The organism is Bdellovibrionales bacterium, assembly GCA_018266295.1.
In the GTDB taxonomy this organism is placed as follows: domain Bacteria; phylum Bdellovibrionota; class Bdellovibrionia; order Bdellovibrionales; family Bdellovibrionaceae; genus JACMRP01.
This window is the reverse complement of record JAFEAQ010000004.1, coordinates 43512-66622: the sequence shown is the minus strand read 5'-3', so window position 1 is coordinate 66622 and position 23111 is coordinate 43512. Positions and strand designations below refer to the sequence as shown.

Here is a 23111-nt window from a genome sequence, read left to right as displayed (position 1 = left end):
AAGATTACTTGTTTGCGCTAGTTGCGAACATAGAAGACGCGAAAGAGCCATGTGTATGGCCAGCTTTGTTGCTAGGTCTTTCTGCAGAAACACGCCAGAAGTAGTGTTTGCCACCTTCAAGGCCTGTGACTTCCAAAGAAGTGGCTTTGAACATCTCCTCTTCTTTCACCAACCATTTGAAGTTAGGATCTGTGGCTACTTGAACGTGATAAGCTTCAGCATTCGGAGAGGCTTTCCACTCCAATTTTACTGAAGAATCGCCGATTTTCGCGAAAAATGCTGGAGCTACTAATTCTGGCTTCTCGGGACGCTCGCTTTGGCTCAAATCGCTTTTAGGAGGTGGGAAAAGGCCGTCCATATTGATGGCACCTTCTTTATTCATTTCTGCCAAGGCACTCACACCCATGGTCAAAGCGGTCACGAAAACGAGAACTGAAACTAAAATTTTCATATGTAGCATCCTTATTTAGCTGGAAAGGCCAAAATAGTAGAAAAATCGCCCTCTGTGAACTCAAAACAGCGTTTGGGGGTTTACAGTTTATGGCCTAGAGTGTTAGAAGAACTGCGGTTTTGCGGATGATCGCCGCCAAAGGGGCCAAAGGTGTTAAAACCGGAGGTTCTGAGGGGGAGGAAAGTCCGGACTCCAAAGGGTAGCGCAAGGGGTAACGCCCCTCTGCAGTAATGCAAGGAACAGTGGAACAGAGAGAATGTCCAGGGCATTGAGCCGGAGACCGGGAACGGGAGGCTTCGGGGAGCCGCTGGAGTGAAAACAGCCAAACTCTGCGCGGAGCAAGATCAAATAGGAAAGCACTAGTACCACGACCCGTGGGTAGCTTTCGGGTAAGATCGCTTGAGGGGGACAGTAATGGCCCTCCTAGAGGAATGATCATCCAAGGTTATCGGGAAACTTATGGGACCTGGTGACTGGGACAGAATCCGGCTTACAGCAAAACCACGTTCCCACCTCATTATTTCTGGGCGGCCGCCAACTTTGGAATGGCTAAGCCCATGGCAATCGCGCCAATCGTGGCAAACGTCCCCGGCAAGAAAAAGAAGTACGTCCAACAGAGAACCGCAAAAGGCACGGCTCCTAAAAACAGCACAATGGCCATTGGTAGGACCAAACGTGGATGCTGTTCTGACTCCTTTGCTAAAATCCACAACATCGCCACAGCCACCATCATCTGCAAGGTCATGATAATACTCATGCCTTGATGGAAGTCCCAGTAAGTCCGCATTGAGCCAAACAGATTCATCTCGTATGTTTTCATGCCTTTTAAAACCAAGGTCTCGGTGAGGTCGCGAGGCTCGCGGGGAATGAGTGTGGTCGAGTGCCCACAGACAATAATCAGTAATGAAATCGCGGCCACACGCAGAAGTGATTTAGCAGTCATGACGCCCCTTTCATTTTGCGGATTTCTCCTGCTAGAATATCGATATGTGCCAACTTCTTGCAATGAATTGCAATGTGCCAACAGATATTTGTTTTTCGTTCACCGGTTTTCAAGCGCGCGGTGGTCTCACTGACGATCATAAAGATGGGTGGGGAATCGCCTTCTTCGAAGGCAAAGCCGTTCGACAGTTTTTGGATTCGAAAGCATCGATTCATTCTCCGGTAGCCGAGTTCATCAAGGCGTATCCGATTCATTCAAAGAATGTCATTGCTCATATTCGCAAGGCCACACAGGGGGCGGTGAGTTTAGAAAACACTCATCCTTTCATGCGCGAGCTTTGGGGGCGTTATTGGATTTTTGCCCACAATGGAAATGTGCCGGATTTCAAACCGAAACTCGATGGTCGGTTTACTCCGGTGGGTAATACAGATAGTGAGCGCGCGTTCTGCTGGATCATGCAGGAGTTCCACCACCGCCATGGCGGTACAATGCCAGCGACAGAAGTTCTCTTTGAAACTCTCGCGGAACTTACCAAGGAAATCGGTCAGCACGGCGAGTTTAATTTTCTTTTCTCGAATGGCGATCAGCTTTTTGCTCATTGCTCGATGGCGAATAAGCTTTCTTATATTATTCGCAAAGCTCCATTCCCGACGGCGCACCTTAAAGATCGCGACGTCAAAGTGGATTTTAACTCGGTAACTTCTTCTAACGACCAAGTGGTGATTATTGCGACCGCTCCGCTGACGGATAACGAAGCGTGGGTTCACCTTGAGCCGGGAACATTGTGGCTCTTTCAAGAAGGTGGACCGCAAGGACATCGCAAAACTGTTATAGGCCATAGAGTTGCTACGAAATGCGTACCTTAACTTCACATTAATAACGGTAGGGAATCCTATGATGGGGCCCTATGAGACTTTACATATTTGCTCTCATTGTTTTTTCAGCCGTTAGTGCCCGCGCTCAAGATGCCAGCGTGCCGGACAATAAGCCAAAACCGACGAAAGTGGCTCAAGCAACAGATTTACGAGACATCGATGCAGAAATCACCAACGCAAAATTGCGGGCGGAGTCCGGATCGAAATCAGAATGGTCGATCAAAGCAGACATCAACTATAACGGTGGCAATTTAGAAACTCCCTTTGGCCCGATTCGCCCGAACTACGCCGGCATCTCTTCGCAAGACAACAGCACGTCCATTGCGGGCACCATTGCAGTGGCTTATCGCCTGACGGCACATGATAGCTTGCGCGCAGGGACGGGGGTTTTGATTCTGACTCCGTTTCATAACTCGTGGGAAGAGGTCACCAATTCTAATGGCAGCCGCAAGACCGATATCTCGAATCCTTACTTAGAATATTCCCGCTCTATGAAGCTCGGTGGCTGGCAGAATATTTTCGATACTTCCTACACGCAGATCACGCAGTCGGCGTATACCAACGCCCACTACGTGGGAACCTTCGATGTGAACCACACTGCTTTATACAAGATCACAGATACAGAGTGGGAAGTCGGTGGCAACATTGATTTCAACTACACATTCTTTAACGATGATAAGCAGCCGACAGATACACTCACCAATCCCGAATCGGGACGCTCGGATTACACGATCGCTCTTTATCCCTATGCAGAATATGCGTTTAACGAGCGTTATTCGTTTCGTACGGTCTTTCGCTTTCTGACCTTTGACCATTACCGCTATGACGATCCAAGCACCTATTTCCGCGAGCTTTACACGCAATCGGTGGGACTTGGTATTGCGGTGACTAGAGACGTGTATCTTTACCCCAATATCCAGTTTGCGCCAGAGCATCTCAGCCCAGAGCGTACGAATGTGGGACTCAATACGACGATCAATATTTTCTAACTATTTATCAGTTCCGACGTAGAACACTTGAGAGGTGTAGAGGTTGTAAGTCCCGACACCCATGGATTTGAAATTAGGATTGAGGATATTCGCGCGGTGGCCAGGGCTGTTCATCCAAAGAACTACCACTTCATCACCGAGCTTTCCCCACGCGATGTTTTCACCGGCGCCTTTGCTGAGGCCAAAACGGGCAGCGCGCTGAGCGAAAGTTTCGCCATCAGGGCGATTGTGATCAAAGTAACCACGGTCATTCATATCTTTGCTCTGTTCTTCGGCCATCGCAGTGCAAGTCTTGCAGTAACTAAAAGCCGGTAGGCCGTTTGCGATACGTTGAACATTTGTCGCCTTAAAAGCCGCGCAAGATGGGCCGTCCATATCATAATCAAGGCAGTCTGGAGTGAGTTCGTAAGTGGCTGAGGAGCCCATTTGCAGTTCGCCGTTGGTTGTGCCGGCGTCACCACTAGAACAGGCAGTCAGAGAATACAAAAACCATACTATCGCGAGCACAACAAACGTCTTCATTCACTTAGTATAGGGGCATTTCCAAGGTTCCCCGAGAGGTTCTCGCTCTGAGAATCAAGTGAAGAAGAGATTTGCAGTTTCTAAAGAAGTCTCATTTTGAGATTTGGCTAAAACGTCACCCGGAAACCCGCCACAGCACCGTCTTTTGTGGGGGCAAAGACCGGCTGGAGAGAGCTTTGGTACATCTGCGCACGCAGACTGCGGTAGTGATTGTTGATTTGCGGGGGAGCAACCCAGGCATCGACGATTTCCCACACGCGAAAGCCAACAAAGCCCAAAACACCAAAGACGATGGCGCCACCACCATTGCAGGTTTGACCATTCGAAGACGAGCTGGAATTCCAGCAATCACCAGCACCGGCAATCATCAAACCGATCGAGCCAAGTTCACCGGCGGTGAAGATCCAGCCTTTGTCAGTGTAGCGTCCTTGAACCGCATGGCCAATACCGAAACCGGGATAAATACTCAGCAAGCCGCCGGCGATATAGGCTGTGTTGCTGATTTCGCCGATATTAAGAACGCGACGATCGTCGTCAGTAAAGTAACGAGAGTTTGGAGAGTTCGGCTGATTCCGAGGCACAATTTCGACCTCTTCATTGCGATCCATCGACTTTTGCGCTGGCATCGCTGCGCGAGCGGCTTTTTCGAGAGTCATGCCCGGTCTTGCATCGCCAGAGGTGATTTTGATCGTGGCTCTTCGACCGCCTTCAGAGACGCGGGTCACTTCGCCTTGGCCAGTTGTATTAAGAGAGTCATTAAGGAAAGAAACTCTGTCGCCTGCCGACAAGGATTCGGAACCTTGCAGGGTCACGGTGACCTGATCGCCATTTACTTTTTCAATAGTTTGAGCCTGAGCAACGGTCGCCAACAATAGAACGATCAAAGATACTACTAAACGCATTTTTCCCCTCTTGTTACTTTGTTAAGTTACAAGAGGGGAGTCGAGTTAGTAAATGCATTTGTCGATCTAGACTTTTACTTTGTCAAAGTCTGCGGACGTCAACGACTTCCGCGGCGGCTGACGAGGTCGATAATGAAGCTAATGACGGCGAGAACGAGGAAGACGGTCAAAAGAAGCTTACCGATCTCCATAGACACACCGGCAATACCTGCTGCGCCCAGGATGAATGCGACAATCGCCAAGATGAAAAATGCAATAGCTGCGCGTAACATATAGAACCCTCCTTAAATATTAGGAAGATCATATATCAAGGGCTCTGGCGGTTTTTATGTAAAAGGGCAAATGACTGAAATTTCAAAAACAGTTGCAGTTTCCGTGACTGCTTTGAAGATCCTGGCACTTCACGCTCTTACCTTCGTAAGAAATTTCCAAATCGGAAAGCGAACCGTTGCGTTCTGTATAAAATAAGTCAGCACCTTTGCTAAAAACACCGCGGCGAGCCTCTTCGCGTAAAGTCACTTTGCCTTGGTTTTCAATACTAGCAATGTACTCGTCCGTAGGGTTTTTGCTTTGTGCCTCTGTCAGCGGAATGGGTATTGGCAAATCCTCTTTGTCAACGCCGTAGAATTTGAGCACGCGCGCAGAGCCTTCTTCGCCAGTGCCTTCGATCTCAATGCGTAAGCGGCGTTTTTCACCGTTAGGCAAAGTGAAATGCACGTTCTTCCAATCAATGTCGTTGGCAATGAGGTCGCCCAGTTCACCACGCAGAGAATCCTGCAGAGCGCGGAAACTCAGCTCAGCCTTATCATCAAGACTGTTATGGATTTGCAGGCAGTCGCCGATTTTACGTAATTGCGGACCCAAAAGCGGAAGCGGTCCTGCGGGGCTTGGTGTTGGCTGCGGAGTTGGTGCCGCCGCATTGAAAGCCGGAGTCGGAGAAACACCTGCCGCCGGCAAAGTTTCCGCTGCGACCGGGGTTTCAGTTTCTGAAGCTGGTTTCGTAGCTCCAAAAAAGTGAAGAGCCGCCCATATCAAGGCAGCTCCCCCTAAAACAACAACGAAAAGATTTCGTCTGTTACTCATATTTTGGGCATTTGTTGTTTGTAGATGCTTCTAAACCCCAACGAGCTGCAAAGCTGTCGTTTGGATTTGAAGAAACGTCGCCCTTCAACATAGCAATAGAGAAGTCATACAAAGAGATCTTCTGGCCCGGAGTGATTTCGATATCTGGGCAAGTGTCCAAAGCGGGCTTCAATTTCTTCGCGCGTTGAGCAGAAGTCAGACCGTTGCCACCAGCGGTGTCGATGATCTGTTTCAAAGTCGTCTTAATACGCTTGTCACGAGAAGGTGTAGAGTAAGAATCGTAGTCACCGGCATCCATGCACTGACCGCCGAGAGCCACGCGACGAGCCTCAGATTTTTTGATGATATCAACGCGAGCGTTCACAAGGTTGCATACGTTAGAAACTTGGCGAGTGACTTCTTCGTCTTTAGATTCTTCACGCAAAGCCAAACGATCTTTAACGTCTGATGTCCAGTCTTTCAAATTACGACGGCCCACAGTGCCTTTGCCAAGATCGTTGAACTGTTCAAGTGAATAACCTGGAAGGCTTTCGACAGCTTGAGAGTAGTAAGCAGGTTGTTTCCAGTTACGGAAACCAGTGCTTGTCTCGATTGGCATGAATACGAGGCTTGAAGTCGTGTTGAGCATACGAACGTCTTTAGGAACTGTAGAGCCGATCAAGTTCACAACGCCAGTCTCAGTAACTTCTTTAACAACTTCAGCGTGGCCTGGATCTTCTTTCACATTGCCGCCGATGATTCTGCGCCAGATGTTGTCCTTCGTGATACGTGGACGGCTCCACACGGTGCCTGGGCGGATGTAAGTACGGTTGATAGCTACTGGGTAAGTATCGTCTGGCAAAGTCTTTGTGCTAGTCACGTCTGCAACGTAGTTCATGAACTTGCGAACGCGCTGAAGAGAATCACCCGTGCTGTCGAAGCGAGACATCTGGTTTGATACACGGCTAGAGCCACCCGTAGAGTCTTTGATAACGAACGGAAGTTTGTTCTCGTAAGAGAAAATGATACGGCCCAAGTAAACAGCATCAGAACAATCTGTTGGGATGCCTTTGTAGTTACCAGCCATGTAGATATCTTCATTGAACTCATTTTGAACCCATTGAGAATATTTTTGTTCCCATTCTGGAGTCCAAGTTTGAGTCTCTTGCCATACAGCTGCTTGAGAAAGGGTTGCACCGAAAAGGAGCGCACCGAAAACGACGGAGGAAAGCATTTTAGTCATAGAAAATTCTCCTAAGGTTTAAAAACAGCAGGAAAATGCACCAGACTTGGTGAAAAAACAAAGGGCCCGCCAAAAAACGCGAGCCCTTTGCAGAATTTACATATTTTTAAAGGCTTTTTTAACTAGCCTGAGAAGTCCGCAAGAGCGTCTTCATCACGGAAGAATGTTTTGAAATCAGGCGAAACAAAAGTGGATTCGTGAATGCGGCCTTCTTGGCAACTTGTCAACGCGGACTCATCATCACCATCGAAATCACATTCGCCTGTGAACCATGCGCGCTCTGAGTAAGTGATTTTGTAACCGATGAATTCATTGTTCTTGTAGATCGCAACAACACTATCCAAACGAGTATTGCCTTCAGCGTAGTAGTCACCTTCAAGAATTGTATCGGCCCATACTTGCGCTTGAGAGGTAGCAACGTATTTCAATGTTGTTTCAACATCGGTTGCAAGGCGGGATTGCCCCGGCTTTTCTACATTGAAAGCGTCTTCATTTTTGAAAGGATCTGTGCAGCCGTTAGCGCAAGCTTGACGGTAATTTTCAATCAAATTGTAGAAAGCATCGGCGCCAGGGCCCTTGGCATCGGCGTAAACATTTCCGCCGAGAACTGTCGAAACAAATACGACAACAGAGATTAGTGATTTCATTTGAGCTCTCCTCATGTCTTCAACATAAAGGAGTTGATGAAGAATTTAAAATGCATATGAATAATCATATTATACGCGTACTGTATAACACTATTTCAGCGACTTCTTTTGAGCATAGACAAAGAGCTCTTTGCCTTGTCTTTTTGGGAGCGACTTCTGCCAGCGGCCCCAGAATACGAACTGGAAGGAATCTTTCAGACGTTGGCGCAGTTCCCATTCGGAACCACCATACGGTGGACCTTGCTTTTTATACATCGTGAAGAAGACACCCATGAGCTGACCCTGGTCGTGGAGCACGCTTTTCCAAACCTTCACAAGTTCTTGGCGACGACTTGGATCAATCGCGCAGTAGCAAGTGTGTTCGAAGACGATATCAAAAGATTTTTGAAAGCTCGGATCGAGTTTGAAAGCGTCTGCTTGGACGAATTTCAAACCTGGAATGTCGCCGTAATTTTTCCTTGCGCGGGTAACAGCTTCCTCTGAGAAGTCCACGCCCGTGACGACATGACCCGCTTGCGCGAAGAGGGCCGCATCATGTCCCTCGCCACAGCCTAAAACCAACACGCGAGACTTTGGCAGCTTCAATCGTGGCAACATGTCTTTGAGGGCCTCTGCGGGCTCACCCAAATTCCAGCCAGGATTTTTTTCTTCATGGTAAATGTTGGTCCAATAATCTGACTTGTTCACATCTCTGTCAGACGGGAAGTAAGACGGAATGTCATAGGTTTCACCGCCGAAAGTGATGGAGTCGTCATCGTAGTCCTCAAGCAATCCGAAGAATGTTGCTTGAGCTTTGCGGGACATCACGAACGGAATGCCATTGCTGGCTTTGCCATGGAAGCGATCCCACTCATCGAGGCTGAGAGATTCTAATTTGAATTCAAAATCGACATGATACGGAAGTAAAAGCACCCATTTGCCGCCTTCGTAAGAAACTTGCGCAGCCACATAGGGCTCATCGAAGGCTTCAACAGTCACAGGAACGCCGCCACAGCGGCTGATGAAAGCCCCGTTGTCAGCAAAAGCCATTTCCATAAAGACTTCGCCGCCGACTTCAGGGTCTTGAGTTCGGAGTTCCCCTAAGAGGACATAGCCCTCTTCGTCGATTTGAATGAAACGATTGGGAAGCTCCGCAACTTCTGACATACGGATTAGTGTGCAGGCTCAGCAGCAGGAGTTGGAGTTGGAGCGGCTTCAGAAGATTCTGGGCCAGCGTCAGGTGTGACAGTCAAACCTTCGCTGAACGTGACGATATCGTTGGTGGTGCGAACGCTTTGCAACGTCCACTTGTCTTGACCAGATTCGTCTTCAGGTTCACGGAAAAGAACCGCTTCACCTTCAACTGTTTGTTCAGTTTTATCAGCTTCCATAGAGTCGCTGAAAGAATAAGCAAATACCGCGCGAACTTTGTTTTCGCTCAAAGATTCTGTCCAGAGGCGGGTGATTTTAAAGTTTTTCGCCGTTGGCTTTTTAGTCATGACTGTTTGCTTAATCAAAACAGCCAGCTTCTCCTGAATGCCGGAGTGCGTCTCGAAGCCGATAGCTGCCGAGCTGTGAATAACGTTCCAAGTCCAAAACAACGCGGCCGTGAAAATAACCAAACTCACAATTTTTTTCATAGATCCCCAGTTCCTCTCTTAGACAACCACATAGGAGCATGATATCCCGTATTTTTCAACAAAGATAGCGTGCGAAAGGGGGAACTCATGCTTTCAACACTCCGTAAAAATCTTGAGAAAAATCTCAAAGACCGCGGGCTCAGTTTACGGCCGACGGATTTGGCGGCACTTGTCGAAGGTGTTGCGCCGAAATCTACACGAACGGCTTTGAGCTATGCGCTGGATTTCTTGCGTCCGTTCTCTGCCGGGATGGGTTTCCGTATTACGCGCTTGTCTGACCGCCATGTCGAGCTGGTTGTTCCAGCTCGTAAACGCAATCAAGACGATGAAGGCCGGATTCATGAAGGGGCTTTGTTGACCGGAGCGCTCGAAGCGGCGCGCTTGCTGTGGCTTCGCCATGCGCCGCTTGGTGAATTCCATGTGCACATGTCCCGCACTCAGTTTCATGTTGTGCAGGATTACACTGGCGATGTGCGTGTTCGCATGGAGCTGCCTGAGATTCAGTGTGAGACCGTGCTTGCGCAAATCCGCGCTCACCAAAGAGCAGAGACAGAAGTAACTTTGCACTTCTTTGATGAAAAAGAAAAATCTGTGGCTGAAGCCACAATGACTTTGCAGTTGAAACATATTCCCGGATTGAATGCACCCTAAGGAGTTTTCGTGGAAGTAATTGAGAGCCTTGTTGATAGTAACTCCGCCGATTTTAAGGCTAATACCGAAGCTATGATGGGCCATGTGGGCCAATGGCGCTCTCGCATCGACCAAGTGAAGTTGGGCGGTGGCGAAGAGGCAATGAAAAAACACAAATCCCGTGGCAAGCTGACAGCGCGTGAGCGTATCGAAGCATTGCTGGATCCAGCGTCAGCGTTTCTTGAGTTCTCGACTCTGGCGGCGTGGGAGATGTACGACAATTCGGCTCCGGCTGCGGGTGTGATCACGGGGATTGGTGTGATTCACGGCACTGAGTGTGTGATCGTGGCTAACGATGCGACTGTAAAGGGTGGAACTTACTTCCCAATGACAGTAAAGAAGCATCTTCGTGCGCAAGAGATTGCGATGGAAAACGGTTTGCCTTGTATTTATCTCGTTGATTCTGGTGGCGCGTTCTTGCCACTTCAGGCAGAAGTGTTTCCAGACCGCGATCATTTCGGCAGAATTTTTTATAACCAAGCTCGCATGAGTGCGCAGAACATTCCGCAGATCTCTGTGGTCATGGGTTCTTGCACAGCGGGGGGCGCTTACGTTCCAGCGATGAGCGATGAGAACGTCATCGTCAAAGACAACGGCACGATCTTCTTGGGTGGCCCGCCACTCGTGAAGGCGGCTACCGGTGAAGTAGTGGATGCTCAGGCTTTGGGTGGCGCGAAAGTTCACTGTGAAGTCAGCGGCGTCACAGATCATTTTGCTGAGGACGATCAGCATGCCATTGAAATCACTCGTTCGATCGTGGCGCACTTGAATCATCGCCGTAAGGTGACGATGAAAACGTTGCCAGTGGTTGAGCCTTTGTATGACGCCAAAGAAATCTATGGCGTGATTCCAAAAGATTCACGCATTCCTTTTGACGTGCGTGAAGTGATCGCGCGTATCGTGGATGGTTCTAAGTTCCACGAGTTTAAACCTCTGTACGGAAAAACTTTGGTGACTGGCTTTGCTCACATTTGGGGGATGCCAGTGGGAATCATCGCCAACAATGGCGTACTGTTCAGCGAAAGTTCTTTGAAGGCGGCTCATTTTATTGAGTTGTGCGAACAGCGCGAAGTGCCTTTGATCTTCTTGCAAAACATCACCGGCTTCATGGTCGGTCAGAAATACGAAAACGAAGGGATTGCGAAGCACGGCGCGAAAATGGTTATGGCCGTTTCAAATGCACGTGTTCCGAAATTCACGGTTGTGATCGGTGGCTCTTATGGCGCCGGTAACTACGGAATGTGCGGTCGCGCGTTCCAGCCTCGCCAGTTATGGATGTGGCCGAATGCTCGTATTAGCGTCATGGGCGGTGAGCAGGCTTCGAATGTTTTGCTCACAGTGAAGATGGATCAAATCGCGGCCAAGGGTCAGACAATGACGCCAGAGCAGCAAGCTGAGTTCAAACGTCCGACTTTGGAAAAATACGATCACGAAAGCTCTGCTTATTATTCTTCAGCCCGTATTTGGGATGATGGCATTATCGATCCTGCGGATACTCGCCGCGTTTTGGCTCTCGGTATTGCTGCGAGCTTGAACAAAGAATGGGGCCCGCAAGTTCAGGGCGTCTTCAGGATGTAATGCATGTCTTTTGTTGAAGTCAAAGAAACGGCTCAAGTAGCCTACGTAAAATTGAATCGTCCTGATATCCGTAATGCGTTTGATCCAAGTATGATCGCGGATATCACAAAAGCCTTCACCAGCTTGAGCACTCGCGCGGATCTTCGTGCGGTGGTTTTGCAAGGTGAAGGTAAAGTGTTTTGTGCTGGCGCGGATCTTAACTGGATGCGCGAGATGGTGAACTACACTTTGGATCAAAACAAAGAAGATTCTTTGAAGCTGTTCGCGATGTTTGAAGCGATCGCGAAATGCAGTTTGCCGGTGATCGGTCTTGTTCAAGGGGCGGCTTTCGGCGGTGCTTTGGGTTTAGTGGCGTGTTGTGATTATGTGATTGCTGATCCACAAACTCAATTCTGCTTTAGCGAAGTGAAGCTTGGTATCGCACCTGCGGTGATCAGCTCTTTCATCAATCGTAAAGCGGTGGCAGGCAAAGTTCGTCACTTCATGATGTCGGGTGCCGTGTTTAATTCTCAGCAAGCAGCAGATGCCGGCCTTGTGAATGAAGTGGCTTCAAGCACGGAATTCGCAGCTCGCTTAGAGCACGCGCTAAAGGCCTATAAAGAATGCGGACCTGAAGCGGTTCGCGAGACTAAAAAATTATTGAATGATATTCCAAACCTTTCTTGGGACGACCAACGCAAACGCACGAGCCAGCTGATCGCTGAACGTCGTGTGAGTGCTGAGGGGCAGGAAGGTCTGAAGAGTTTCCTCGAAAAACGCAGTCCTAGTTGGAGAAATAGTTAAATGAAGAAGTTTAAACGCATTGCCATCGCCAATCGTGGTGAAGTGGCTGTTCGTATTATCAAAGCCTGTGAAGAGATGGGAATCGAAACAGTTCTCTTGCATTCCGAAGCAGACATCGGCACGCGCGCTTTCCGTATGGCGACAAAGACTGTTTGCATCGGTCCGGCGGAGACTGCCAAAAGTTATTTGAACATTCCTGCCAACATCGAAGGTGCTCTTGCGGGTGGGGCCGAGGCTGTTCATCCGGGCTTTGGTTTCTTATCTGAGAATGCCGATTTCGCCGAGGCTTGTGATAAAGCGGGCATCGTGTTCATCGGTCCATCAGCAAAAGCGATTCGCGCGCTTGGCGATAAAGTTCACTGTAAGGAGCTCGCGAAAAAAGCGGGTCTTCCATTGGTGCCGGGTTACGAAGGCGAGCAACAAGAGATCTCTCGTTTGATGGCAGAGGCAGAAAATATCGGCTTCCCTGTGATCGTGAAAGCAGCGGCCGGCGGCGGCGGCCGCGGTATGAAGCTCATCACGAATATGCAAGAAGCCCGCGAACAGATCGAATCCGCTCAGCGCGAAGCTTTGTCAGCGTTTGGCTCTGCGAAAGTTTTCATTGAAAAATATTTGGACCGCGCTAAGCACATCGAATTCCAAATCTTTGGCGACTCAACTGGTAAAGTCATGCACTACTTCGACCGCGAGTGCTCTGTTCAGCGCCGTCACCAAAAAATTATTGAAGAAGCAACGTCGCCATCCCTCACGGACGACCTTCGTCGTCAAATGGGTGAAGCCGCTTGCGCCATTGCGGAGCTTGGGAAATATAAGGGCGCCGGAACCGTTGAGTTCCTTCTTCAAGACGGCAAGTTCTATCTGCTTGAAGTGAACACGCGTTTGCAAGTAGAGCATCCAGTGACTGAAATGGTGATGGGTGTGGATTTGGTGAAGGCTCAGATCCTGACGGCCCAAGGGGAGTTCGTTTTCAATCCGCAACAAATCCGCGTTCCGCACGGTCACTCGATTGAGTGCCGTATTTACGCCGAGAACCCATATCTTGGTGGTGTTCCGAGTACGGGCAAGCTCGGTAAAGTCGAGTGGCCCGAGGGTCCGGGCCGTCGTTACGAATATGGCTTTGAGGAAGGTGATGAGATCACTCCGTTCTATGACCCGATGATTGCAAAAGTGATTGTTTGGGATGAAAACCGCTCGCGCGCAATCCAAAAAATGATTCGTGTTTTGAAAGAGTCCGTTGTGTTTGGTGTTCACACCAACATTCCGTACTTGATCGAGATCCTCAGTCATACAGAGTTTGTAAATGGAACGATGACGACGCGATTTATTGAAACTTACTTTAAAGATCCAATTGCTCAGCCGGAACTTTCTGAAGCTGACAAGAAGATCGTTGAAAAAGCTCTACAGCAACTTCGTGGCGGTGGAGTAGCTCATGCTCACCACGCTCACGCTATGACTGTTGAATCGCCATGGCAGACTTTCTGGAGAGGTATCTAATGGAAATCAAAGTTCGTCATAACGGTGCAGATCTTAAAGCCGAAGCACAGTTGATCAAAGACACTCTCTGGGTTCACTTCAACGGCCGTACATTTGCTGTCGATGCGCAACCAGCAGGTCGTAAACGCAACAAAGCGGGCGGCGGCGCTTCTTCTGATAAAGTCATGTCGCCAATGCCGGGTAAAGTAACCAAAATCTTGGTGAATCCAGGCCAGGAAATCACAAAAGGCCAAGCAGTGCTAGTGATGGAAGCCATGAAAATGGAGTATACTTTAAAAGCGGAGATCGCCGGCAAAATCGGTCAAATCGAGTGTCAGATCGGGGACCAAGTGGTTCTCGGTAAATTGCTTGTGAAAATTGAAGCAGCAAAAGCTTAAGGTTTAAATGGCAGCGAAAAAAGTGACGATAGTAGAAATGGCTCTGCGGGATGGATTGCAAAACGAGAAAGTCGTTTTGCCAACGGACGCACGTTTGGAAATCCTGAAGCACCTGTTGGATATTGGTTCTCGCCGTATTGAGGTGGGTGCCTTCGTATCACCACAATGGGTTCCGCAAATGGCGGGTTCTATGGAAGTCACGACTGCTGCCATGAAGATGAAGACACCAAAAGGAACTGAGTTCTCTGTACTTGTGCCGAATGAAAAAGGCATGTTGATGGCAATCGAGTCCGGCGTAAAGGAAGTCGCAATCTTTGCGGCTGCCAGTGAGTCTTTTTCTAAGAAAAATATTAACTGCACGATCGATGAAAGCTTTGAGCGTTTTAAGCCCGTAATGGCACTCGCGAAGAAGCATAAGATTAAAGTCCGCGGTTACCTCAGCACGTGCTTTGGTTGCCCTTTTGAAGGGAAAGTTTCTGAAGCCAAAGTGGTGCAGCTTGCAAAACGTCTGCATCAGCTTGGCTGCTACGAGATTTCTATCGGTGACACCATTGGTGTTGCGAATCCGGCGCAAGTACAAAGCGTCTTTAAGAAACTCAAAAAAGCAATTCCCGTGAAAAAGCTCGCAGCGCACTTCCACGATACACGTGGGACCGCTCTTGCGAATATTCTAGAAGCGTATGAGTTGGGCGTGACCGTGTTTGATGCCAGCATGGGTGGCTTGGGTGGATGCCCTTATGCTCCCGGTGCTGCCGGCAACGTATCCACTGAAGATGTGGCATACATGTTCCATGGGATGGGAGTGAAAACCGGTCTTGATATCGAAAAGATGGTGGCCATCTATCCGTGGCTCACAGAGAAAATCCAGCACACGCTTTCCACGAAAGTGGGCAAGGTCGGCTTTTTGAAGCCCCTGGGCAAGGTTCAATAACTATTGGTTATTGGTTTATAACTTTATTGAACTTTTAAGCAATTATGTTCTGTCCTAGATTGGCTGCATGGAATCGAAATGCCCAATCACAAAACTACTCAAACAGAACCCCATCGGCCGACTCATGGCCTTTCAGAATGATCCCTACGGATTTTTCGATAGGTACTTGCCAGAGGATACAAGCAAACCCGTCGAATTGAACCTGGGATTCCGACGGTTCTTTTTTTCTTACGATCCTCATCACGCCCAGCACATCTTACTGGATCAAAAACAAAAGTATGACAAAAGTTCTTTGGTCCTAAAGAAAATCAAAGCTCTGTCGGGTCCCAAAGGGCTCATTCAGCTTCAAGGTGAAGAGGCGCAAAGAGTTCGTCAGACAAGTGCCACACTTATGAATAATGCGGGCATGGATCGTCTGGTCGAAAAAGTTGACGGGTTTATCAAGGAAATCTTTCCAGTGATTGATAGATCTATTGAGGCCAACGAACCCGTCGATTTAGTGCCACATCTCACCCGCATTGTTTTACGAACAGCGGGAGTCTTTGTATTAAATCACGATCTAGTTTCTGAATCAGACAAGCTCAATGCTGCGTTCGTTGATTTAAATCGTAAGGCGGGTGAAAGCCTCAGAAGCATTGCTGAATGCCCCTTTTCTCCATCTAAAAGACGTTCATTAAATACAATTCATTCTGAGTTAGATCAAATCGCAGAGGAAGTACTTAAAGATGAAGAACTCTCTCTGTTAAAAGCGATGACGATTCGAGGTGAAGAGAAGTCATTTATTCGTGATCAGTTAAAAGCCTTTATGTTTGCAGGCTATGACACAACGGCGTCTTCTCTGATCTTTTCGGCCTACCTTGTGGCCGCTCATGGCTCCGTTCAGAATCAAATTGCGTTAGAAGCCGCGCGCTTTACCAAGACGAACTATGAAGCTCTTAAGAAGTCCGTCCTCGTCCAATCGACTTATAAAGAAGCGTTGCGACTTTATCCTTCGGCTTATTTTTTACCTCGCGAAACTAATCAAGATGATATCCTTGGTGGCGTAAAAATTCCTAAAGGTTCGCAGGTGTTCTTGAGTGTGCGACATATTCAGCGTCATCCCGACTACTTTGATCGTCCAGACGAGTTTATTGCAGATCGATTCTTAAATGACCTCAAGCATCCATTTTCGTTCCTGCCGTTTGGTGGTGGATCCAGAATCTGTATTGGTATGGCGTTGGCAAAACTTGAGGCGACGCTAGTTCTGCAAAAGCTTTGCGAGCGTTACGAAATGCGACCGGCACACTCGGCGCCTCCGGAAATTGAGGCACTGATTACTGCTCACACGAAATCGCCTCTTCCTGTATTTTTCAAAAGGCGCCATTTATGATGGCGCTCAAAGTTCAAAATACCTTGCATCAGATTGAACGAAATATGGTGGCGTTTGCTCCGCATCGCGCGCCAGCACTATATAACAGGTTTCTGGTTCAGGGATATACGGCGATTACGTTGAATTCTGTTTCTCAGGACGATTTTTCCGATCTATTGCGAGCGAAACTGTGTTTGGGAACTCTGATCACTCTCTATGATGATTATGCCGACCGTCCTTCGCAGAGTGATCCTGAACTCTTGGAGGATCTTTATCAGTTAAATTTTGGCGGCAATAAATCCCTAGGACGTTTAAAGCACGATCATCATCCCGTTCTGATTTTTGCGCTCTCACTCTTTAAAGAGATGGAAACCGTCTTACAGCGACTGCCTCAATATCAGTACCTCAAACAAATCCTTTGCTTTGATCTATCGCAGTTCTACACGGCAAATCGGTACAGCTCTCTTGTCACTGCCAATCCGTTCATTGGGAACCCTGCAGAAAACCGCGCCTATGCTCATCACAATATGGGAATGGTTTTAGTTTCGATGATGGACCTGATGGCCAGTGATAAGCTGGATCTTTCGGAAGTAGGGCTCATGCGCGAAGTTTTTCTGATGGGCCAACGCATGGGACGTATTTTCAATGTTCTTGTCACCCGCCAAAGAGAAATCATGGACGGGGACATCACAGGAGAACTCGCTAGCTGTTCCAGTGAACATGATGCCGCTGAGGCCATAAAGAATCTGCGACATGAGATCTGTACTCTGCGTGAAAAAATTCTGACCTATGATTCAAGAATCAAGACGTTTTCAGTGAAGGCCTATGTAGAAGGCCTCGATCAAGTGCAAATGCTGCACGAAAAGATGCAAGGAACGATATGAAAACCATTTCCGGAAGCTGTTTGTGCGAAAAGGTGCAGTATACGATTTCCTCTTCGCCGCTTTCCCAAGGGATTTGCTATTGTCAGCAATGCCAAAGAGCCAGCGGCTCGCTTGGTAGTCCGATGATGGTTCTTCCGAAATCGTCTTTCTCATGCTCGACAGAGCTGGCTTTTTACGAGACCACATCGGCGCGCGGATCCACGGTGAAGCGGTATTTTTGCAAAGACTGTGGCAGCCATGTCTACGCGGAAATATCTGATGCTCCGGAAATTGTAACTGTTAAAGTGGCGACGCTGAGTGATTTAAGTATTTTCACGCCACAGTATCTTGTTTGGACTGAGAATATGGGAGCAAAACATACTTTGCTTGCGGGCGTGCCGGCTTTCGAGCAAAACGCGCCTCTTGAGATGGTCTTGGGTCTGAAAACTACTGAACTTTGAACCACTCGATGCCTTCGATGAAGGACTTCGGTTGGTAAGCTTGCGCTCGCTCGCTCCATTGGAGCTTTTGCCAGCCTAAGCTTTGAAAAACAGGATTGTCGATTTCACGACGAGTGACGAGATCATAAACGCTGCGGACGCCCGCGAGTTGATTCTTACGCATCATCAAAGAAGGGATATGGAATTGGATGAAAGGAATATCTTTATTCTGTTCACCGAAAGCTTCAGGGCCTTCTTTGATGTAACCGGCTAAGTTGATCTTCTGATCTTTGCAGACATTCAAGATGAGCAACTTCTCTGTGTTCAGAGAGAACTGCCATACAAAGTTAAAATCGTAACTACCGCATTTGTTGTAAACCAAGCGGTTCGCATGCAAAGAGTCAATTGAGCGCCAATGAATAGGATAGACCGATGGTAACATCCAGAGATTCTCTGGATCTTTCAAGGCGATCTTCGTGCGGGGGTTCTGCTTGGATAGCGCCAAGAAGTGTTTGAACTGCTCGGATGATGGGTTGATCTTCGTATCATTCACAATCAGCAGGTCGAAATTAATTCCACCCAAAGCATCGTTGTAACCATAGCGGCTGAGGTTGTTTGCCACCAAAGTCACGAACACACGTTGCGATTCAGATGTTTTCGTTAAGTTTGAACTCATCAAGAAATTGCTGATGTTCTTCACGGCTTCAGAGGCTTCGAGCAGGGGAGCGCTCTGGGGAATAAAGCCGCCGGTCTTTACAAGCGGAAGATCCGGGCTGTGATCGCCAGAGATAAGTTCTTTAAGATTACGAACAAGACGGTACTGATCTCTAAAACTGAGACCGTCATAGGCTTCGATCCAACTCGATACGAGTAAGGGGCGGAGGCTCAGCTCGACGACTTGGTCTTTGAGCGGAGAATCCTGCAGCTGCATCTGTGCGCAGAAGCGATAGTGCTCGGAGTTCTTCCAAGGCGATTGGCAATACGACTGAGTTGATTTTAGCACCTGAGGCCAACGTGATCCGCCGACGCGAGTGCGAGCACCACGGAAAGGATCTTCGATTTTGAGGCTGCCTTTAGCGAGGTAAAGCATGAAGTCGGTGTAAACCTCTTCAAAGAGATTCTCATAAGCAAAAAGATGCTGAGCATTTTCACGGTACCAAGCCTTGAGCAAGGCCTTTTCAATATGGCCCCGAGCTTCGAGCAAAGTTTCACCGATGTAGATGATATTATTCGTGACGAGGAAGTAGTTCGGCTTGTCCTTTAAGATCACCAGGCGGTAGGAATTCTTATAAGGTGCAATGCTATCCACGAACTTTTCCACTTGCTGAACTCGGGCTTCAATCGCCGGCAAATGTTCGTCGTAGTAGGGGCTAAAAGGAACGTGTTTATTCAGGGAACAGCGGAAAACGGATTCACCCGCCCTGTCAATTCTTTCAACGACTTTGGAATCAATACAGACCGGCTTTCGGGACATGTAAAGCATCCCGAGCGTAAGTACGCAGAAAGTGGTCACTAATGTAGGTAAAACCCATCGTTGATTCATAGCTTCGAGGAATGGTTGCAAGAGGCAGACCACGCCTAAAAGTGAATCCTCAAGCGCTCTAGAAAACGTAACCGACCGAGATGGAGGTCAGGCCCGTCGTATTGTGGGGCTCGAGACCATAGCTGTTATTGCCGACGTATTCGACATTGGAGTCAGCCACTGTCCAGTATTTGTAGGACACATCAATGAGGATTTCTTTACCGATAAAATCTTTGATAGAGGTCTCAATACCAAGCTTGACTGCCGCTCCATTTCTGAATGCGAAGTTCACATCTTTGTAAGATGAAGACACGTCAGAAAGGTAAGTCTTCGCTCCACCACCCAAAAGAGTATTTAGCTCGCCGATTCCGACGGCTTTGATTTTTCCCTGGTTGTAGAGCAGGGCGGTTAAGCCAAGGACTGTGTAGTAGTAGGTGATGTCGCGGCGATAATCATACTGGCCGGTTTTATTGTCGTAAGTATTGCGATAGCCAAAACCAGCAACCGCGCCCCAGGTATTTGAATTCAAAATAGGTCCGCTAAACGCCGCTTCGAGACTCATGACACGAAATTGTTCAGTCGATGAATACGGAGTTTTATCACCTGTATTTGTCTGAAGAGCTCCATTGTAAATCGTCGATCCCTGCACATAGTCTGCAGAAACAATCAAGGTATTCGTTTCGCTCATCATGCGACGATATTGAACGTTCAAGCCACTGAGCCACCCGCGATCGGACATGAGCCCCGGCTCGTTATAGTTAAAATCGACGGTTTTCAAACCGACGACAAATTTCTGTGAACCAGGTTGTGGGATTTCCGGAGCTTCTACCGGCGCAGCCACGGGAACTTCGGTTCCGACATTCGGGGAGACATCTTCTGCAAAAGAAAGCGCCGGCAGTGCCATCGCCATAACGAGGCAAAATAAATACTTCATCAGAGTATCTTAGATATCGTCGCGATGGTCGGCAACCAAAGTCAGTAACTTGGAGTAAAGATCCGGACGCACCGCTGGCACACCTGTTTTGTGTTTGTGGTGACGGCTGATCGGAGCTTCTGGCAGATCTAAATGATCATGAATAAAGCGATCGACAACCTTCTGGATCTGATCGTGAGAAAGGCCGCGTTTCTTTTCGGTCAAGACTGCCTCAACGATTTCAATCAAGGCATTGCCCGTGATGCGTTTTTCTGAATTCAGAACCTGCGCACGACGAGAAATCCCGCGAAGGATGTGTTCTGAGCGGCCTTTGCCAGCTGCCAAAACAACAAGGTCTTTATAAAGAGCCTGGAACTTTTGAATATGGAAACGCTGCTTTTGACCCAGCTTCGCGTTTTTGGATTTACCAAAGACTGAGAGGATGGATTTAAAGAACTCTTCTTCGCCCATGTGAGCGTTCGAGAAGTCTTTACCTTGCAAATAGTACTGCGGCAAAGTGCCGAGGATATTGCGCATATTAAACAACGCAGGGTGATTCACGCCGTCGGCTACTTTGATTTGAGCACCACTGACTTTAGCTCTTTCAAGGAAACTAAAGACTTTTTCAAACTGTGTGAAAGTATCTGTTTTGCTTTTTAAGATGTTATCGCGTTGGATTTGATTGAAGCCCATGCGGAAAAGCAGGCGCTCCGCACGGTGTTTGATAAACATTTTATCAAACTTCAATGCTACCGGATGGTTAGCAAACGAACGCAATGACTTCTTTTTTTGAGTTTTCAAGAAATCTGAGAGTTGCAAGAACACTTGAACGATCAACCGGGCTTTCTTGCGTTGCTCATTCAGGTTCGTCGAGAATCTTTCAACGTCATCGTAGCGATAACGATCGTGGCGGATACCAAATTGACGGACACTGCCGTAGTCAATAATACCGGCGTCAGCCAAGACGTTATCACCGTCCCAGTCCAACCATGCAAAAACGTAATCGATATCCAATTTTGCCGTGAAGTTAGCAAAAGAGTCCGCAACGATCTCGGTCATTTCATCGTAAGCCGCTTGAGTGCCGAGCTTTGATTTCATCGTCCATTTTTTGTTAGCAACCTGACGCTGAATAAAATAGTCCGTCGCCGCTTTCAGTTCTGGATGACGCTCTTGTTTTAAATATAAAAATAAATGCGCAGGACGGATCAAGTTCGGAGCGGCACGCACGCCGATCCCGTAGCCACGACCAAGGTCGATAGTGCACAGCACGCGCTCAGTATTAATACCTTGAAGATGCATGATCTCAGCAAGGATCGCAGCTCCGAGGAGCTCATCGATCTCGGCAAGCCCGCACCCATAACCAAATTCAGTGCCGCCAGTTTTCAAAGGACGATTGGCTTCAACAGCTCCTGGTGCAAGGCAGGTAACGCCAGTACCACGACTCGAAACGTCCCAAGTCATTCCGCGGTGTTGAACAGTTCCATTCCAAATGCCGCGACCGTCACCGGAAGTTTTACCTTGCTTGTTGCTATGTTGAAGCTGCAAGTAGCGAGTCGCCATGAATTTATGTGGCAGAATGCTTTCAGGCGGAATTCTTTTTTTAGTGAGTTCATCGTATTCATTGATGATTTGGATCGAGAAAGTTTCAACGAGCTTTTGTTCCAGCTCCTCGGTCATTTCGTGAGGGTGGTTGGCATCGATGAGACCCATTTCTTTTGCGAGGACGAAATTGAAGTAGGCGACTTTGCCGGTATTGAGGCGGCGCACGCGATAGGCGACAAAGCCTTCAGGAACTTGTTCCATCCAGGGATGTTGGCCGTCCAACTTACCAAAAGCTGTATAAAAATTCTCAGATTCCTGAATTTTTTTGGTAGGTGACGTTTTCAACCGCATCGCTAAATCAATCCTTTGTGATGAACCTTTGGTCGAAACCTGGTTCGATACCTATATCGGACGATTAGCGATGTACTTAAATGAGACGAAGACAATCTAGACCAGAGTCTATGACAGCAGTAGATTTTAGAAAATAACGTCCAGATAATCTGCATGATTACATTTTACGCATTAAATAAAAAAATCTATAACTTATTTTTCATTTTATACGTGTTCTTCTCATCTTTAGTCGGCCTTCGAATTGCACGATAAGTATCTGTCGAAGGAGAACCACCGTGAAATCGTTTCTGACGCTTATTTTTGGTACAACGGTTTTGTTTGCGACTATCACTCAAGCAGAAAGAAAAGACAGCTTCTCAGGTCTGACGAAGCTTAATTTCACGATGGCACCGAACTGCGAAGGCCGTCCTGAGTTCATTACCGAAGTTCGCCCTGAGATCATTGGCGGCTTTGAAAAGCTCCCACAGCTCGTTCTCGTGGCTCACGAGGCTGAGTACTATGTTGAGACCAAGAATAGCGATGCGAACTTCAAAGTTCACTCTTACCAGTCTTTCACGACGGGGAGCGAGAAAGAAAAATCTAAAATTATCTGCGGCAACACGAAGAGCACCGAGAATCTTCGCTATGCTCTCTTTGCGCCGACTTTGATCGATACAACAAAGACTCAGAAAGTCGGTCAGAGCTTATGGCAATTCCAAGTGTTGTCAGATAAAGAAGGTTTTTCTGTATGGAACCAGCGCAGCCTTGCTTTCAACGACGGTGAGAATCTCGAAAAAGCTCTGATGAAGTTCGGTGGAAATTATCGCATCTATCAACTGAGCCATGACCAATATGAAGTGGTCGTATCCAAAGATACTGAGGGAGCGACCCAGTACCTTTCTATCAAGTACGACGCCGTTAAATCTTTGTAGTAGGAATCTCTTACAAACCCCTGTCCAAAACTTTGTCAGGGCCTTTTCTATAGGGCCCGGATAAAACCGTTGCCACGCAGAACAACAGCGAGCATGGCTTTTGCTTTAGGTCTTC

The 23111-nt window shown here is 48.0% G+C and carries 25 protein-coding genes and 1 other RNA gene; 13 read left to right on the top strand and 13 right to left on the bottom strand.

Annotated features, from left to right (window positions below; genetic code table 11):
• Positions 1-4: 4 nt before the first annotated feature.
• Positions 5-451, bottom strand: a complete 447-nt coding sequence (locus tag JSU04_00640; protein ID MBS1968779.1) for a fibronectin type III domain-containing protein — start codon at positions 449-451, stop codon at positions 5-7.
• Between the two features lie 113 nt (positions 452-564).
• Between JSU04_00640 and rnpB the strand changes: the two genes are divergently transcribed.
• Positions 565-960: RNase P RNA component class A (gene rnpB / locus JSU04_00635), an RNA gene on the top strand.
• A gap of 8 nt (positions 961-968) precedes the next feature.
• Here rnpB and JSU04_00630 read toward each other — a convergent pair.
• Positions 969-1394, bottom strand: coding sequence for a hypothetical protein (locus JSU04_00630; GenBank protein MBS1968778.1), 426 nt, complete (start codon positions 1392-1394; stop codon positions 969-971).
• Positions 1395-1438: 44 nt separating this feature from the next.
• On the opposite strand from JSU04_00630, the gene JSU04_00625 reads away from it, so the two are divergent.
• Both JSU04_00625 and JSU04_00620 read left to right on the top strand, forming a co-directional pair.
• A complete protein-coding gene (locus JSU04_00625) occupies positions 1439-2260 on the top strand; it encodes a class II glutamine amidotransferase (protein MBS1968777.1) in 822 nt (273 codons plus the stop codon).
• A 41-nt stretch (positions 2261-2301) separates the two neighbouring features.
• On the top strand, positions 2302-3258 hold the full coding sequence (locus JSU04_00620; protein MBS1968776.1) for a hypothetical protein: 957 nt from the start codon (positions 2302-2304) through the stop codon (positions 3256-3258).
• Here the strand turns inward: JSU04_00620 and JSU04_00615 are convergent, their stop codons facing one another.
• From JSU04_00615 to JSU04_00580, 8 genes are all read right to left on the bottom strand, one after another.
• Entirely contained in the window at positions 3259-3780 is a 522-nt protein-coding gene (locus tag JSU04_00615; GenBank protein MBS1968775.1) for a CAP domain-containing protein, read from the bottom strand.
• Positions 3781-3887: 107 nt separating this feature from the next.
• The gene (locus JSU04_00610; GenBank protein ID MBS1968774.1) at positions 3888-4682 is read right to left on the bottom strand and encodes a hypothetical protein; all 795 of its coding nucleotides are present in this window, start codon (positions 4680-4682) and stop codon (positions 3888-3890) included.
• 98 nt (positions 4683-4780) lie between these two features.
• Entirely contained in the window at positions 4781-4954 is a 174-nt protein-coding gene (locus tag JSU04_00605) for a DUF1328 domain-containing protein (protein ID MBS1968773.1), read from the bottom strand.
• Positions 4955-5036: 82 nt separating this feature from the next.
• A complete protein-coding gene (locus tag JSU04_00600) occupies positions 5037-5765 on the bottom strand; it encodes a hypothetical protein (protein MBS1968772.1) in 729 nt (242 codons plus the stop codon).
• Positions 5758-6987, bottom strand: a complete 1230-nt coding sequence (locus JSU04_00595) for a hypothetical protein (GenBank protein MBS1968771.1) — start codon at positions 6985-6987, stop codon at positions 5758-5760. Before JSU04_00595 ends, JSU04_00600 begins: the two co-directional genes overlap by 8 nt.
• 122 nt (positions 6988-7109) lie before the next feature.
• The gene (locus JSU04_00590; protein MBS1968770.1) at positions 7110-7634 is read right to left on the bottom strand and encodes a hypothetical protein; all 525 of its coding nucleotides are present in this window, start codon (positions 7632-7634) and stop codon (positions 7110-7112) included.
• Positions 7635-7724: 90 nt separating this feature from the next.
• Positions 7725-8780 (bottom strand): methyltransferase domain-containing protein, encoded by a 1056-nt coding sequence (locus JSU04_00585; protein MBS1968769.1) that lies wholly within the window; start codon positions 8778-8780, stop codon positions 7725-7727.
• Positions 8781-8785: 5 nt separating this feature from the next.
• Complete coding sequence (locus JSU04_00580) at positions 8786-9253, bottom strand: hypothetical protein (protein MBS1968768.1); 468 nt, start codon at positions 9251-9253, stop codon at positions 8786-8788.
• An 87-nt stretch (positions 9254-9340) separates the two neighbouring features.
• Between JSU04_00580 and JSU04_00575 the strand changes: the two genes are divergently transcribed.
• The 9 genes from JSU04_00575 to JSU04_00535 all read left to right on the top strand — a co-directional run bounded on the left by JSU04_00575 (position 9341) and on the right by JSU04_00535 (position 17778).
• Positions 9341-9904, top strand: coding sequence for a DUF4442 domain-containing protein (locus JSU04_00575; protein ID MBS1968767.1), 564 nt, complete (start codon positions 9341-9343; stop codon positions 9902-9904).
• 9 nt (positions 9905-9913) lie between these two features.
• On the top strand, positions 9914-11521 hold the full coding sequence (locus JSU04_00570; GenBank protein MBS1968766.1) for a methylcrotonoyl-CoA carboxylase: 1608 nt from the start codon (positions 9914-9916) through the stop codon (positions 11519-11521).
• 3 nt (positions 11522-11524) lie between these two features.
• Positions 11525-12304, top strand: coding sequence for an enoyl-CoA hydratase/isomerase family protein (locus tag JSU04_00565; protein MBS1968765.1), 780 nt, complete (start codon positions 11525-11527; stop codon positions 12302-12304).
• A complete protein-coding gene (locus JSU04_00560) occupies positions 12305-13798 on the top strand; it encodes an ATP-grasp domain-containing protein (protein ID MBS1968764.1) in 1494 nt (497 codons plus the stop codon).
• The gene (locus tag JSU04_00555) at positions 13798-14175 is read left to right on the top strand and encodes an acetyl-CoA carboxylase biotin carboxyl carrier protein subunit (protein MBS1968763.1); all 378 of its coding nucleotides are present in this window, start codon (positions 13798-13800) and stop codon (positions 14173-14175) included. Before JSU04_00560 ends, JSU04_00555 begins: the two co-directional genes overlap by 1 nt.
• Positions 14176-14182: 7 nt before the next feature.
• Positions 14183-15106 (top strand): hydroxymethylglutaryl-CoA lyase, encoded by a 924-nt coding sequence (locus JSU04_00550; GenBank protein MBS1968762.1) that lies wholly within the window; start codon positions 14183-14185, stop codon positions 15104-15106.
• A gap of 67 nt (positions 15107-15173) precedes the next feature.
• Positions 15174-16475 carry a cytochrome P450 gene (locus tag JSU04_00545; protein ID MBS1968761.1) on the top strand — a complete coding sequence of 434 codons (1302 nt, stop codon included), beginning with the start codon at positions 15174-15176 and terminating at the stop codon, positions 16473-16475.
• Positions 16472-17338, top strand: coding sequence for a hypothetical protein (locus tag JSU04_00540; protein ID MBS1968760.1), 867 nt, complete (start codon positions 16472-16474; stop codon positions 17336-17338). Before JSU04_00545 ends, JSU04_00540 begins: the two co-directional genes overlap by 4 nt.
• Complete coding sequence (locus JSU04_00535) at positions 17335-17778, top strand: GFA family protein (protein MBS1968759.1); 444 nt, start codon at positions 17335-17337, stop codon at positions 17776-17778. Before JSU04_00540 ends, JSU04_00535 begins: the two co-directional genes overlap by 4 nt.
• Here the strand turns inward: JSU04_00535 and JSU04_00530 are convergent.
• The 3 genes from JSU04_00530 to JSU04_00520 form a co-directional block, all read right to left on the bottom strand.
• On the bottom strand, positions 17765-19231 hold the full coding sequence (locus JSU04_00530) for a hypothetical protein (GenBank protein MBS1968758.1): 1467 nt from the start codon (positions 19229-19231) through the stop codon (positions 17765-17767). The two genes, JSU04_00535 and JSU04_00530, sit on opposite strands and share 14 nt — an antisense overlap.
• A gap of 127 nt (positions 19232-19358) precedes the next feature.
• On the bottom strand, positions 19359-20213 hold the full coding sequence (locus tag JSU04_00525) for a hypothetical protein (GenBank protein ID MBS1968757.1): 855 nt from the start codon (positions 20211-20213) through the stop codon (positions 19359-19361).
• Between the two features lie 9 nt (positions 20214-20222).
• Positions 20223-22085 carry a hypothetical protein gene (locus JSU04_00520; protein MBS1968756.1) on the bottom strand — a complete coding sequence of 621 codons (1863 nt, stop codon included), beginning with the start codon at positions 22083-22085 and terminating at the stop codon, positions 20223-20225.
• Between the two features lie 275 nt (positions 22086-22360).
• On the opposite strand from JSU04_00520, the gene JSU04_00515 reads away from it, so the two are divergent.
• Positions 22361-22996 carry a hypothetical protein gene (locus JSU04_00515; protein MBS1968755.1) on the top strand — a complete coding sequence of 212 codons (636 nt, stop codon included), beginning with the start codon at positions 22361-22363 and terminating at the stop codon, positions 22994-22996.
• Positions 22997-23111: the final 115 nt, after the last annotated feature.